The organism is Pseudomonas sp. MWU13-2862 (assembly GCF_023242495.1).
Classification (GTDB): domain Bacteria; phylum Pseudomonadota; class Gammaproteobacteria; order Pseudomonadales; family Pseudomonadaceae; genus Aquipseudomonas; species Aquipseudomonas gingeri_D.
Genome location: NZ_JALMEZ010000009.1, coordinates 49,130 through 62,834 on the forward strand (window position 1 = coordinate 49,130; position 13,705 = coordinate 62,834).

The 13,705-nt window shown below is 57.6% G+C and carries 17 protein-coding genes; 8 read left to right on the forward strand and 9 right to left on the reverse strand.

Annotated elements, in window-relative coordinates:
* Positions 1–9 precede the first annotated feature (9 nt).
* The 4 genes from dmpE to M5C56_RS17230 are packed head-to-tail and all read right to left on the reverse strand — an operon-like array spanning position 10 to position 3,843.
* Positions 10–792 carry a 2-oxopent-4-enoate hydratase gene (dmpE, locus tag M5C56_RS17215; RefSeq protein WP_103495306.1) on the reverse strand — a complete coding sequence of 261 codons (783 nt, stop codon included), beginning with the start codon at positions 790–792 and terminating at the stop codon, positions 10–12.
* 8 nt (positions 793–800) lie between these two features.
* Positions 801–2,255, reverse strand: coding sequence for a 2-hydroxymuconic semialdehyde dehydrogenase (locus tag M5C56_RS17220; protein WP_247263250.1), 1,455 nt, complete (start codon positions 2,253–2,255; stop codon positions 801–803).
* Between the two features lie 17 nt (positions 2,256–2,272).
* Positions 2,273–2,983, reverse strand: coding sequence for a class II aldolase/adducin family protein (locus tag M5C56_RS17225; RefSeq protein ID WP_247263238.1), 711 nt, complete (start codon positions 2,981–2,983; stop codon positions 2,273–2,275).
* Positions 2,980–3,843, reverse strand: a complete 864-nt coding sequence (locus M5C56_RS17230) for a VOC family protein (RefSeq protein WP_103495307.1) — start codon at positions 3,841–3,843, stop codon at positions 2,980–2,982. The genes M5C56_RS17225 and M5C56_RS17230 overlap by 4 nt, the downstream gene beginning before the upstream one ends.
* A 105-nt stretch (positions 3,844–3,948) precedes the next feature.
* Here M5C56_RS17230 and M5C56_RS17235 point away from each other — a divergent pair, with 105 nt between their 5' ends.
* Together M5C56_RS17235 and M5C56_RS17240 are read left to right on the forward strand one after the other, a co-directional pair.
* The gene (locus M5C56_RS17235) at positions 3,949–4,878 is read left to right on the forward strand and encodes a LysR family transcriptional regulator (protein ID WP_103495323.1); all 930 of its coding nucleotides are present in this window, start codon (positions 3,949–3,951) and stop codon (positions 4,876–4,878) included.
* Positions 4,879–5,192: 314 nt separating this feature from the next.
* On the forward strand, positions 5,193–5,765 hold the full coding sequence (locus M5C56_RS17240; RefSeq protein WP_103495308.1) for a hypothetical protein: 573 nt from the start codon (positions 5,193–5,195) through the stop codon (positions 5,763–5,765).
* A gap of 257 nt (positions 5,766–6,022) precedes the next feature.
* Here the strand turns inward: M5C56_RS17240 and M5C56_RS17245 are convergent, their stop codons facing one another.
* On the reverse strand, positions 6,023–6,634 hold the full coding sequence (locus M5C56_RS17245; RefSeq protein ID WP_103495309.1) for a hypothetical protein: 612 nt from the start codon (positions 6,632–6,634) through the stop codon (positions 6,023–6,025).
* Between the two features lie 502 nt (positions 6,635–7,136).
* Between M5C56_RS17245 and M5C56_RS17250 the strand changes: the two genes are divergently transcribed.
* The 5 genes from M5C56_RS17250 (at position 7,137) to M5C56_RS17270 (ending at position 9,990) form a co-directional block, all read left to right on the forward strand.
* Positions 7,137–7,430 (forward strand): hypothetical protein, encoded by a 294-nt coding sequence (locus M5C56_RS17250; protein ID WP_103495310.1) that lies wholly within the window; start codon positions 7,137–7,139, stop codon positions 7,428–7,430.
* A 476-nt stretch (positions 7,431–7,906) separates the two neighbouring features.
* A complete protein-coding gene (locus tag M5C56_RS17255; RefSeq protein ID WP_103495312.1) occupies positions 7,907–8,464 on the forward strand; it encodes a GNAT family N-acetyltransferase in 558 nt (185 codons plus the stop codon).
* A gap of 161 nt (positions 8,465–8,625) precedes the next feature.
* Positions 8,626–8,919, forward strand: coding sequence for a hypothetical protein (locus tag M5C56_RS17260; protein WP_103495313.1), 294 nt, complete (start codon positions 8,626–8,628; stop codon positions 8,917–8,919).
* Positions 8,920–9,288: 369 nt separating this feature from the next.
* On the forward strand, positions 9,289–9,558 hold the full coding sequence (locus tag M5C56_RS17265) for a hypothetical protein (RefSeq protein WP_247263237.1): 270 nt from the start codon (positions 9,289–9,291) through the stop codon (positions 9,556–9,558).
* Between the two features lie 159 nt (positions 9,559–9,717).
* Positions 9,718–9,990, forward strand: a complete 273-nt coding sequence (locus tag M5C56_RS17270) for a hypothetical protein (RefSeq protein WP_103495314.1) — start codon at positions 9,718–9,720, stop codon at positions 9,988–9,990.
* Positions 9,991–10,095: 105 nt separating this feature from the next.
* On the opposite strand, the gene M5C56_RS17275 is transcribed toward M5C56_RS17270, so the two are convergent.
* Positions 10,096–10,887: a DNA/RNA non-specific endonuclease gene (locus M5C56_RS17275; RefSeq protein WP_247263236.1), complete on the reverse strand. Its 792-nt coding sequence runs from the start codon at positions 10,885–10,887 to the stop codon at positions 10,096–10,098.
* 285 nt (positions 10,888–11,172) lie between these two features.
* Here M5C56_RS17275 and M5C56_RS17280 point away from each other — a divergent pair, with 285 nt between their 5' ends.
* The gene (locus tag M5C56_RS17280; RefSeq protein WP_178129999.1) at positions 11,173–11,730 is read left to right on the forward strand and encodes a DUF4347 domain-containing protein; all 558 of its coding nucleotides are present in this window, start codon (positions 11,173–11,175) and stop codon (positions 11,728–11,730) included.
* 134 nt (positions 11,731–11,864) lie between these two features.
* Here M5C56_RS17280 and M5C56_RS17285 read toward each other — a convergent pair whose 3' ends face one another.
* From M5C56_RS17285 to M5C56_RS17295, 3 genes are read right to left on the reverse strand one after another with little or no spacing between them, the layout of a single operon-like run.
* Positions 11,865–12,272, reverse strand: coding sequence for a single-stranded DNA-binding protein (locus M5C56_RS17285; protein WP_103495316.1), 408 nt, complete (start codon positions 12,270–12,272; stop codon positions 11,865–11,867).
* Between the two features lie 2 nt (positions 12,273–12,274).
* Entirely contained in the window at positions 12,275–12,847 is a 573-nt protein-coding gene (locus M5C56_RS17290) for a DUF3158 family protein (protein WP_247263235.1), read from the reverse strand.
* Between the two features lie 4 nt (positions 12,848–12,851).
* Entirely contained in the window at positions 12,852–13,664 is an 813-nt protein-coding gene (locus M5C56_RS17295) for a PFL_4669 family integrating conjugative element protein (RefSeq protein ID WP_103498056.1), read from the reverse strand.
* Positions 13,665–13,705 lie beyond the last annotated feature (41 nt).

Consider the following 13,705-nt stretch of genomic DNA (forward strand, 5'->3'; position numbering starts at 1 on the left):
AGGTTTTCCTTATATGAAACGCACGGAGGCCGAGCCGATACCGCCGAGGCTCATGCGCAATTGATCGCCAGGCTTGACCGGCACCATGGCCGCCAGCGAACCGGAGAGAATCACCTCGCCGCGCTTGAGGCCTATGCCCAGTCGCCCGAGGGTATTGGCCAGCCAGACCACGGCATTGGCCGGGTGCCCGAGGGCCGCCGCACCGGCGCCGGTGGCAACAATTTCACCGTTCTTTTCCAGGGTCATGCCGACACAGGCCAGGTCGACTTCATGGGGTGCGACGCCGGCATCGCCGAGGACAAAGGCCGCCGCCGAAGCGTTGTCGGCCACGGTGTCCTGGATACGGATCTTCCAGTCGCGAATCCGCGAGTCGACGATCTCGAAACACGGCATCACGTAGGCCGTGGCCCGCAGCACATCGGCCAGGGTCACCCCAGGGCCGTTCAGGTCGTCCTTGAGCACAAAGGCGATTTCGCCTTCGGCCTTGGGCGCGATCAGGTCGGCACAGGCGATGGATGCGCCATCGCCCAGGAGCATGCCGCTGAGCAGATGGCCGAAGTCCGGCTGATCCACCCCGAGCATGTCCATCACCACTTGACTGGTGACGCCGATTTTCTTGCCGATGATCCGCTCGCCCGCGTCCAGCCGGGGCTGGATCATCGCCAACTGGATCTGGTAGGCGTCTTCGATCGTCAGATCCGGGTGGCTGTCGGTCAGCGGCGCGATGGCCTGGCGTTCGCTCAGGGCGCGGTGCAGACCCGTGCCGAGTTGCTGGATGGATCGGGAATTCATGGTCGGCCTCACAAGCGAACGCAAACGTTGCGAAGTTCGGTGTAGAACTCCAGGGAGTGCACACCGCCCTCACGGCCAATGCCCGATTGCTTGGCGCCGCCGAAGGCGGTGCGCAGGTCGCGCAGAAACCACGAGTTGATCCAGCAGATCCCGACATCCAGCGCCGCCCCCATGCGATGGGCGACTTGCAGGTTGCTGGTCCAGACGCTGGCGGCGAGACCGTATTGAGTGGCGTTGACCAACCGCACCACTTCTTCCTCGTCGTCGAACGGCGCGATATGGCAGCACGGGCCGAAGATCTCTTCGCGGATCACCGCCGAGCTTTCCGCCAGGCCGGTCCAGATGGTCGGCTGAATCCAGGCGCCTTCGGCCAGTTCCGCCGGCATTTCCGGAGTCCCGCCGCCACTGACCACGGTCGCGCCGTCCTGCACCGCCTGGCGGTAGTAACCGAGGACTTTTTCTCGATGTCCCAGGGAAACCAGCGGTCCCATAGTGGTGCCTTCGGCATAAGGCGCGCCGATACGCAGGGTGTCGACCTTGGCCTTGAGCGCCTGGACAAAACGCTCGAACAATGGCCGCTGGACATAGACACGCTCAGTACCCAGGCAGACCTGACCGCTGTTTTCAAAGGCCGAGCGGGCGATGCCGGCCACCGCCTTGTCCAGGTCGGCATCGGCGAACACCACGCCGGCGTTCTTGCCGCCCAGTTCCAGGGACACCGGACGCAGGCCCTTGGCTGCGGCCTTCATGATGATTTCACCGGTGCCGGTTTCGCCGGTGAAAGTGATGCCATTGACCTCCGGGTGCGCGGTCAGGAAGGCTCCAGCAGAGTTCTCGCCAAAGCCATGGACCACGTTGTAGACCCCAGCCGGCACGCCGGCATCGCGCATCACTTCGCCGAGTAAGGTGGCGGTGGCCGGGGTTTCTTCCGAAGGCTTGACCACCACGGTGTTGCCACAGGCCAAGGCCGGGCCGACTTTCCAGGTCATCAGCAGCAGCGGCAGGTTCCACGGGCAGACCACGGCAATCACGCCCCTGGGCGCACGCACCCCGTAATTGACCGCCTTGCCGCCGTCCGGGGTGTCCATGGTGAAACTTTCGGTGGGCACGTTCTTGATCAGGTCGGCAAAGACCTTGAAGTTCGCCGCACCCCGGGGAATATCCAGGTGACTGGCCAGGCCGTAAGGCTTGCCGGTGTCGGCGATTTCCGCGGCAATAAATTCTTCGGCGCGTTGTTCAATGCCTTCGGCGACCTTGTGCAGCAAGGCCACGCGCTGGGCCACGGAGAATTTGCCCCAAGGCCCGGATAACGCCGCGCGGGCGGCCTTGACTGCGGCATCGACCTGGGCCTCGCCGGCTTCATGCACCGGACCGATCAGGCTGTTGTCGGCAGGGTTGCGGTTGTCGAAGGTGCGCACACCCTCAACCCACTGGTTACCAATAAAGTTGTGAAACTCGCGCAGAGGCAGTTTGGACATGATCAGTTTCCTTCTTCTTGTAAGCGGATACCCGCCTCGGCATCGCCGGCGGTGAGGTAATCCCACATGCGTTCGAAAATGCGTCCCGAATTGGTGGCGCGGCGCTCGGTTTCCCCGGTGCTGAGTACTGGCCCCGCCAGACCGGACGCCAGCAGTTGCAACTCGATACGGGCGGCGTCCTCCAGGTACCAGTTGAGGGTCAGTGCCTCCCCCAGCGAGCCGCCGACCACAATCGCGCCGTTGCCACGCATCACCAGCGCGGGATTGCCGGCCAGTTGCTCGGCCAAGGCTGCGGCCTGGGTGTCGTCGCGCAGCAATTGCGGGTCGTCCCGCAGCGGGATCGAGGAATGGAAATAGGCGCCCATGCCATGCCGCGATTGCGGTGTCAGGCGGGCACAGGACAAGGTCATCACCTGGGCCGGCATACTGCGGATCACCGCACCGACCTCGGCACGGCGGCGATAGATCTGCTGATGAATACGCACTTCGCCGAGCACTGCGGCCGGCAATTCGGCGTCGATGGCAACCACCACGCCGTCCTCGCCTGGCTCGATCAAGCCCATGGGCTTGGCCGCGCAGACCAGGAAATGCCCGGCATCCAGGCGCAGGCTGCAATGCCCGTAGGCATGGGCCAGACCGGCCCGGGACAAGGCCCGGGCGGCCATTCGCAGTTCGATCTGTTGATGGGGCGTGGCCACGGGAGTCCGACTCATGACTTGAACTCCGGGATATCCGGCTTCGAGCCCCAGGCGCAGAACGACGACAGCGCCAGCGGGAATTGTCGAGGGTGGTGGGTGGTTTCCTGCTCGGGGGCAATGTGGCTGACCCCGGTGGAGTATTCGTAGGTCATGCCGTCCGGCCCCTCGAAGTAGAGGAACACCGCTCCCGAAGTCGGATGGCGGCCCGGCCCGAAGAGGATCTTGATGCCGCGCTCACGCAGGAAGTAATAGGCGCGCATCACGTCGTCGATGGTCTCGACCTGATGGTTGATGTGCTGCACCCCCGGATGCACCGAGGGAAACAGGGCGATCTTGTGGTGCACCTCATCGATACGCAGCAGCGGCGCATCGCCGATCCGGTCACTGACCCTGGCATTCGCCAGTTGGGTCCAGAAGGCTTCGTCGCGCTTGGCATCGGTGGTACGCAAACCGATATGGCTGAAGCCGGTTATCCCGGCATCCCGCGACGGGAAATAACGTCCGCCATAAGCATGGGGGGCAAGCACCAGTTCAATCTGGTTGCCGCTGGGATCGCGGAAGTGAATCAGCTCGGCAACCGCGCGCAGCTCGGCCTCTTCACGACTGCCATGGCGTACGGCAAAGCCGTTGTCTTCCAGTAGTTGCGCGGCGTGGTCGAGTTCGGCGCTGGAGTTGAGTTCAAAAGCGGTGGTGGTTTCGGTGGGATCACCTTCGTAGTAACACAGGGTGTGGTCGCGGCTATCGGAGCGCAAATACACCGCTCCGTTGGCGCTGCGAGCGACCTGCAAGCCCAGCACCTGCGTGGCGTACTGGCGAGCCTGGTCGATATCCGCCGTGCCCAGTCGCACGTAGCGGATGTCATGCAGATTGATCATGAGGGAAGCCTCAGTATTATTTTTGTCTGGACACAATCCTCGCGCCCTGGCTCAAATAGCAGAAGCAAATTCTAGTTATTCAATCTATTTGATATGGTTATAGTCATGCGCACAGACCTGAACCTTTTGCGAGTGCTACTGGCCATTCACGATTGCGGCAATGTCACCCTTGCCGCCAAACGTTTGGGCATGAGTCAACCTGCTACCAGCGCTGCACTATCACGCCTGCGCCACTCTCTCGGTGATCCATTGTTCGTCCGTAGCGGTACAACCATGGAGCCCACCCCGCGAGCCCGCAACATCGTTGAACGCACCCGCGAAGTCATCGCCACTATTGACCAGGAAATCCTCACCAGCCCCACCTTCGACCCAGCCCACAGCACCGAAGAGTTCACCTTTTGCCTTAGCGAAATTGGTGAAGTAGTTTTCCTTCCCGCCCTCTTCGACCGCCTTCGCGCAGAAGCCCCAAATGCCAAGATCCGCTGTTTAAGTCTCGCCCCCAAAGACCTGCTTGAAGCGCTACGTGAAGGCAAGGTCGACTCCGTGCTTGGCTACTTCCCCGACCTGGATGCGCCGAACATCTACCAACAACGTCTGTTCTCCCACGACCTCGTCTGCCTCATTCGCAGCGGCCATCGCATCACTGGCGAACAACTCTCCATCGAAGAATTTTGCGGCCTCGAACACTTGCAAGTACGAGACGGCAGCCGCAGCCAGGAAATGTACGAAGCCCACTTGGCGAACAAAGGGATTGAACGCAACATTGTTCTGCAAATGTCCCACTACATGAGCATGGCAGCGATTATCGAGCGTTCGGATTTGGTGGTGGTTCTGCCACGGACTGTGGCCAATCTATATGCCAGGAGTGCGGCGGTCAGGCTCATTGAACCACCCGTGCAGATACCGCCCTATAGCCTTAAACATCATTGGCATGCCAGGTATCATAAGGATCCGCGGCATCTTTGGTTAAGAGGACAGGTTTTGGAGATGTTCGGTGATCGAGAGAGCTCTTACTTAGCTCTCGAGAAACCTTAAGATGCAGGAACAGCATTTTTCTGCGACTGGCATCCTATGTGTGTGATTCACTTTTTCGTACAGAGTCTGGCAGGGGTAATAAGCTGATTGTCGAAGGGAGCCAGACCATGTCTTGGGCGGAAACCGGGCCATTTACAGCCGTTCGACGGACGAGTGTAAATCGGCGACCATCTGCACAGCGACGGTCAGCACACGAGAGGCATTACGTGGAGTTTCTGCGATTTCTCAAGTGCGACAATAGTCGGAAGCTGGAGTCCCAAGTTGTCAGGTTCTACTGTCCGAAGTGCGAAATAAACTATGATCACGGAGGACCGATGAATCAAACCAGTACCGAAGCAGATCAATCCCCGGTGAGCACCGCAGGATGGCTGAGACCGGCTCATTTTTATGTTTGGCTGGCGGCTGGCGCGGTGTTCTATTTTGGTGACGAACTCGACCGCGTGTATGGGCTTTGGCTCTTAATGATTCCGCTGCTTGGAGTCCCCGCGCTCATTGCAATGGGTACCTTCATCGTCGGGCTGATCGCCAGTTTATGGTACCGCCGATGGGGTAGGTTACTTTCCGTCATAGGCGCGCCGGCCCTAACGATCGGGTTGCTAGTGGCCTTGGCCCACTACGAAATCAATCCCGACTGGATACGATTCCAATTGACGAGTGGTCACTACGCGGAACTGGCCCGCAATCTACCCGGGTCGTCGCCAAAATACGGGAAGTGGGATTGGGGGGGAACCGGCGGGGCTACTGGACCGAACCTCTTCTACAACCTTGTCTACGATGAAACTGACAAGCCGCTCGATCGACCTGAGATGGCAGAACAAAAGGGCTGGACATATTCAGTGCGTTCGTATGGTCGCCACTTCTTTTTGATCACGGCACTGTACCAGTGATTTAGCGCGCCAAAATAGGCAGGACTCTGCTCAAATCGAAACATTTTGGCTCTTGTTGCAATGTCTTCTCCATTCGAGGCCGTGTCTGACACATTGCGTTGAATATGCCTTTCGGGCGGTTTGACGGACCGCTCAGGGTCGCCTGCGGCCTCCCACGACGGCCAGAAGCGGCCTGTCGCAACAGATCGACAACCTGACTGACAATCTGTTGCAGTGATGGTCACGGGGAACGGGTCAAACCTTCGCCCCGCCCGTCGCTACTCGCTTGGATATTCGACATAAGCGATGACCTTACCAAAGGGCGCACTGGCCATACCGATAGGCATGCTCAACGTTGGGTGCCCTGGTACCTGAGTATTGATCACCGAAACCTGCTCTCCTGGGGCGGAGTTGTCGGCGGCAACCATCAACAAGTAGGCACCATCAGCCGGCGCAACGCCGGTCCAAACGATCGCCAGGGCGTTGGTACCGGTCAGGTTGTCAGCCACGACATTACCTTGCACATCGAGCACCAGCGCCTTGGGTTTCAGTGCGCTCTTTGCCAACCCCATGCACATGTTGTTGCACAGCGAGATGACATTGATCTTGTAGCGTTGGCCCTTGCGTAACGAGAACTCGAACAGTCGATAGTTACTTTTTTCTGCACCTGAAGCGATACGGGGATCCGTTGCGCTGATTTCCCAGCGGGTGGGAAACAGACCACGATTGACCGGCAACGGCACCGCCTGTGAGAGGCGGACCGCCTCCTGGAAAGAGTGAGCAATGGGGGTACCGCTCACCTGGACCTGGTCGGTGTACTGCTGCCCAGAATTGTTCGAACAGCCGACCAGCAGTAGAGCTGCCACCAAGGGAAGTATGTATTTAAGCATCGCGAATCGTCCACGGAGTTCTGTTGAATTTGAATTCCGCGCTTTTATGTGAAATCTGCGAGAATTTGGTCAGCCAAACACTTTTGGTAAATAGACCTCATTGCTTTCCCTGCTCGTCATCTTAGCTGAAGTGGCGCAGGCTAGCCTTCAAGCCTGGGCAATAGGCCATCATAATGGTTATTTTAGGCTTTTTCCAATGAATGGAGTCTGGCCTTGATCGAGAGAAGAGTACGGATGTTCTCTAGGGCTGGGGCTGTCATCGAGTAGCGATCAGGTGTAATTGGTGAGGAGCGCCTTGTATTTCCCCCTATAGATTACGCCATCCAGCGATGGCCTGGTCGGTCAGAACTGAATCGCCCCGGTTTCGTAGACACCCGAAGGCCGTTTGGGGTCGATTTCTGCCCTTGGTGACAGGCAGAAATCGGCCAAACCCGGACCTTCACTTTCAAAGGCAGGTGTTCGCTTGTAGTAGAATGCTGCTTTAAACAAAATAAATTTCACCATGGATGTTCAAGCGCTCGAACAAAGCAACGTCTTATCGATCACTGTGGACCAGGCCCATCGCTATTTCGAGATGGTTGTCAGTCTAGATGACGAGACTAGATACAAGCTGATGGCATGGAACGCCGACGGCGCTGAGCTGACTATCAGACTTGGCGCGCTTCACGTCCAAAACTCCAGCGGGCTCGGAGAGCTTGAAGGGATAAACATTGTTGAAAACGTTCTATTCCTTGAGGGTGATTTTGGAGATATGGCGATTAAAGCCACTACGTTTTTGCTCGAAAAGCTGATGTAATTCCCCTGCGCGGGCGGAAACCTTGTGGCGTCACAGTGGCTCTGATTGCCTTCGCATCAAGCCCCAAGACACCTTCATCCTCCCTGGTAGGTCGTAGCCAACAACTCATGCGCTCCCACTACTCCATTCAAATCACACCAGCGGGACCATTGCCCGCCTTCTACAGCATCGCCGAACATCTCTGGGGAACAGGCTGTGATGTTGATTCTGATGGTGACTGCACCGCTTTAGATGATCGCCATTGGACGGAACTGACGTTGTCGCTACGTGGTACCCCAGGAGAACGCCTCGACATTGACCCTCTCTCGATCAGCCCCCTTGCGTTGGTAATCCGCTCATCACGAGCAGCTCTCTGCCGAAAAGCGGCTGACTTCATCGTATCTGTTTCTGGAGGCTCCATCGGAGCTACTGTGAATGTCGAGCCCACATGAGCGCAGACGCTAGGTTCGATTCCTGACACTTGAGAGGTCCTTCTGATGCTCCCTTTCCTGCTACCCGACAGATTGCAAACCGAACGCCTGACGTTACGGCCATTGCGAGGGGAAGACGCGCCTATCCTCTACTCCCAATATACCAACGATGCGGAAGTCGCCAGGTATCTGCCATGGGGCCGGCATAGCGCCCCCTCCCAGACTGTTACCATGATCCATTACGCTGCGGAACTCGCAGAACAACGTACGGCCTATCTGCTCGCTATCACACTAGCTGACAGCCCTGAAGTACCCATCGGCCTTCTCAACCTTGGCGACAGTGAAGAAGGAGTATCCGTCGGCTTCGGATTGGTCCGCCATCAGTGGGGTAAAGGGTATGGCCGTGAACTGGTCGCCTACCTCAAGAGCTGGCTCCTGGAGCAGACTGGCTTCACGCAGGTATGGGCCTACTGCGACGACGAAAACGAAGCGTCCGCTCGGGTCTTGATCCAGGCCGGGCTACAACTCAAAGATAAGATCCAAGGCTACGCAGTACACCCCAATCTGTCTTCGGAGCCGCGTGATTGCACGCTGTTTGCTGCCCATCGTGATACAGGAGTATAGGGATGGCACTTGCCCTTACTACTTGATGGCCCCTTCGGGTTGATTGCAGCCGGTGGTGACAGGCTGCAATCAACCCGACGCAGACAACAACACCGCCCTGTCATAAATATCGCGGCGCCTAGCCCCACCGGCAAACTCAGTTTGCCGAGTTCGAAAACACCATGAATGAACGTCAAAAAACAATTAAAAGCAAAATCGACGCCGTGGTGGCCGCCAGCGAATCTGGCGAGATTACCTACAAATCAGAGTGGCTCGGTTACCTTCCCTTCGGGGTGTATCACTGGGTTGAGCACCAGGGCAAAGACGTTTCCAGCGACTTTCCCGCGGGATGGATTCTGGAGGACCTGGATAGACTTGAGCAGACAGGGTTCCTGGAAAAGCTTGAAGCTTACGAGAATCCGGAAGACGAGTTTGAGCGGCATATCATGTATCGAGTTTGTGTTGAACGCATATAACAGTTGGCTGACTACAATTTGACCGCGTACGCTTTCAGCCAAAAGCGACCATCCCCCGAGCAGCCCGGCTAGAGTCTGCGACTCCGTCTCCAATGCGTCAAAGGTACCGCTCAATGTTTAACCGCTATGTCGCCTCCCGCGAAAGGATGGTTCAGGATCTAGGCAATGCGCGTTTGCTGCTGGGTCAGCGACTTTCCGAGTTGTTGCATGACCAATACTACTTCAACGATGAGAAGTATCCGGGAGACATAGGATCGTTAATGTGGCGATGTGGCGGCCATCAAGCCGTTGCGATGTACTTGCTGAGCGATGGGGAAAGCGTCGGTGCTGATCTACTAGATCCAGGTCCCCCTGCGCCCTTCGAGCTTGATGCAGCTAGCACCTGCTCTTGGCGTAGAGAAAATCTGCTTACCGGCTTATCCGTCCCCCTTTTTTGAAGGCAAGATCATCACAGAGGTTCAAGGAGTCGTCGACAACAGATGGGACCAGGGGGCTAGGCTTGTCGCCTTCAAAATCACCTTCGAAACAGGCGACTACCTAATCTATCAGAACCAGGGTGACGATGCAGTTGTGCTGATCAACGAGCCACCGAAGAATTTGGTCGGTACCGAAACCAGCTTGGTGACTTCGTTGGGGTGACCACCCAGGTCTGATTGCGGCCAGTAGTAATCGACCAAAAACGGGACTGCTGCAGACAGAACACATCACTTAAAAACAGGCGATTTCATGACGCGATTCAGTATCTACAGCGGCACGGTTCTGGTGGGCCACTCGGCTCTGGAGTCTGGAGACCCACCCATGGGTGTTGCTTTCGGCGAATTCGAGCCTGCTGATGGATACGTGGGCATACAGAGCGAGTGCAGAACAAACCACTCCGATCAATCTGCTTTAAACCTCTCTGTTCAGACCCGAACAGGCCGTGTCATTCCGTGTGCTGGCGTGGGCATTCTGGATTACACCGAAGAACTCATGCCTCCTTGCATTGAGGTCAACATTCTGGGTGTTCCACATGCGGTGTACATTGAGTTGTTTCCCAATCAAGTCGCTAGATACACGCGCCAATTCGACTAATCGGGCAAGTGCATCAAGCAGCTTTTGCTCGAAGGCGGCCTATTACAACCCGCCGCAACCGGCCAGAAGCCAACATCGTGGCAATAGCCCAATTCGCCTATAGGCTCAGCTGAGGTCACACCCACTCGGCTTAGGCCACGTAGCCGCCGGCCTTTGCGCCTTCACACTGGCCGACACCGGGATGTTCACGTTCTCAACACCGACCTCGGCTTCGAGCTCATTGATGCTTCGAATGTAGGTATCCAGATTGCCCAAGCCGGCCTGATTGGGAATGTACCAACTGATGGCCTGTGTCTCTCCTGCCGCATTCGTGGTGACGACCGTTTTCCAGAAATAGTCCGGCGTACGGATGCCATGGGAGGCCACGAAGTAATCGTTCGACGGATCGCTGTACACCACACCGCCATAGACATGAACCGTCGCCAAATCCCGATAGCACTCCGCAACCTCCTCGGCCTGCTTCCAGATACCGCGGTTGAAGGTGCCCACCTGCGGCACGATGTTGGTCATGTAGTTGGCTCGTCGAATGTAGGTCTCGTCGTAATCCATGTGGTTGGAGGTCACGAGATGTCCCCGGTCCCAACCACCGACACTGGAGTAAGTCACCGCACTGGACTGCTGACCGCAGCCACTGGGCAGATCCGGGTCCAGACGAAACGACGAGGGACGCGGCACCGACCCGGTATCGGCAGTCAGCACATACTGATAACGCAACGCAGTATGGTTCGTGCAGTCATACGTCAGCACGAAGCCCCCCTTGTCGAGCGTGACGATGTTTGAGGCGACGGAGGCCCCCACGGTAGCCGATGATCGAAGCGCTTCATGCGTAGGGCTCTGACAGCCCGACATGACAAGGAAGGAGAAACACAGCGTACCCAGGAATAAATTCGTTCGCATGACATGTCCCTATGACGTGAACTGAGGATGACGCGCTGATTGTAGGCCACGGCCAGACGCCACCTCTATCCGCATCTATTGCGCACTGTTTCGAGCCCGCTCCCTGTCCCCACGATTATCGCCCCCGACAAAAACCACCTCTTCGCTGCAATGCTCAGCGACCGGCAAAAGCTCGCAGTGATTCCAGTGGAATCACAGTGGCGAACAGCCCACGTTCCAAGGAAAGTGGCTTGACGCACGATAGTCCCCATGCCCAGGATGAAGCATCTTGAGGAGGGATCCTTCATGCCAAACGTGCTTTACTTTGCGAGCGACGACAACTTGAACTGCGTCCAGGTGATGCGAAAGCGCTTCTCTGCAAGCACTTTCACCTCCGTGGCGGCCACTCCCGACCCCGCGACCCTCCTCGCCGCCCTCATCAAAGCCCAGCCGGTCGATTTGCTGCTTATTGGCACGCACGGCGCACACGCGGCCTTTCTTACCATCTCCGGCCACTCGGAGTCCGATGTACCAGGTTGTGACATCTCTTACGAAACCGACCACGCGCGACACACTCACCCCACCAGCTTCGGTACGACGATCAAGCCCTACCTCGCGGACAATGCCGTGATATCACTCATCTCTTGCTCCGTGGCCGGGGGCGATCACGGGAAGACCTTCATGATGGAAATATCAGCGGCGACAGAGGCCACGGTACGCGCGGCCGACAACGAGGTTCAGGTCAACACCGTGGGAGATGAAACGGTCAACGTCACCGTCAACAGCGGCGGCGTGTGGGAGAGTACGAAGGGGAGCTACCCAGTGGAAGTCACCAAACGCGGGCATCGCTACCAATATTGGTGAGGGCAGCCTTTTGCCGAAGGATCGACGCGATGTGCTCTCCTTGAACTGGCGAGCACCGATCAAACAGAAGAACTGATTAAAGCGGCAGCGGCCCTTCCAAGGGGCCACTGCCCTCCAGCTCAAAGTCTCCACCGTCATTCCGGCTCATCAGCCTCAGGAGCCGGCACAGGACGCTCTGGCACCATCATGGAAAGGCTCTCGACACGATGCGGCAAAATCCCCACGCGACTGGCCTGAACCTTCATGGCCCGACATTCGACACCGTTGTCATCCTCCCACTTGTCCATGAGCATTCGCCCTGTGACCAGCACCCGCATCCCTTTACAGTAGAGCTCGGAATAGCGCTCAGCGTCCTTGTGCCAGACCTCAACACCAGCCCAGTACCCGCCTCGATCCTCGTACTTGCCATCATTTTTCGGAATCGGATTATCGAAGTAAACATTCAACCGAAGCAGCCGGTAAGGCTCGTTGTTACCGTTGGAGATCTCCTTGAACTCAGGCTCCGTGCCGATGTTGCCCTCACCCCAAAAATTGGTGGCCATGGTTAGTTCCCCTCCGTGTGATGACTGACGTCTTGATCCATTCGCTGGCGATAAACCTGGTCAGCCACCTCCACCTTGCAAGCACACAAAAACGCCTGACGACTAATGCTGTGGGTCAGGCTGATCTGCATATTGATCACGATCCGCTGCAGCTCCAGCGCATGAAGCTCGGGCACCAGGCCAATCGAGGTGCGCTCATCGCGGATCAACTCCGCCCACAGGTCTACGCCCATCTTGCTGCGATCCACCCGGCTCCAACGCAAGAACACTGTGCCCGCTCCAGTGGGCTGTCTCGTCAATCGAATGGGCAACAACGTGAACGGATAACGCTCGGCTTGGGCCAGCACGCCCTGGATGGCCAACTCGATCAGACTGCCCGTCAGTTGACTGCACACATCCCCGAATTCAACCAGCTCCCCCTTACCCTTAAAAGGCTTTAAAAGCCCTTTAAGGAAGGCTGTGTATTCCAATGCCTGGAAGGCAGTGTGTTGCAGCGGCTGGAAGGCAATGTGTTCTGCCTCAACGCCCGACGCCGCCGAGTGATCGCCCCCAAAAATATCGCCTGAAATACTCATGGCATCACCCTCCCACGCGTTCGGAACCCATCGCCGGCTCAGCCAAGCCCGCACTGGAAGATACCTGGCCATCGCCCACCGCATCCTCAACCTCGGCCCCGCCCTCAATCTCTTTTTCAACAGCCTCCAGCCGTCCCTCGTCATTGACCCGACGCCGAATGATCTGAGGCGCAAACTCGCAACGACGCGTACCCTCCAGCACATCCGCCGGCAACTCCCCAAACCGCTCCCGAGCTTCACGCGCCGCGGCATTGTTGGCGGCGAAATCCTCACGGGTCACCCCTGAAAACTTGAACTGCTGGGCCAAGCCAAACAGGCTGCGCAACACATGCCCGCCCGCATTGATCCAGCGCTCCATATCTCGACGCCCCATCAAAGCCGTGTGATTAGCCAACAGCAACTGGCGGGCGATGTTGTCGTAGTCAATCAGCAGGTAGACGGCCAAAAAGCCCAACGGAGTGTTGATATAGAGCGGCACCGTGACCGGGTGAACATTGAAGTTTTCACCCACCTGCATTGCAGAGGGCAGACATCTCATCAACTCGTCCAGTTGCCCCCGAATCAGCGTCAACGCGTCTTTCGAGTGCACGAGCTTCTCGTGGATACGGATCATCCAAAAGTCGGCGTAAGGGTCATCCTGCTCAGCCCCGTGCTTGATCTTGTTCACCAGGCTGACAAAACCGTTGAGGCTGATGATGCTGCTCTTCTCCTGGTCCGCCGGCCTGCCTTGCCAGATGCGAACAGCGTAGTGAGTGTGAAGCGTGAGCTCCATGGCACTGCGCAAAGGACCAAGACTGAGTGGAAATGGATTAGACATGGAAGGCTCCTGATAGATTGAGGTCAAGGCATCAGTGTCAT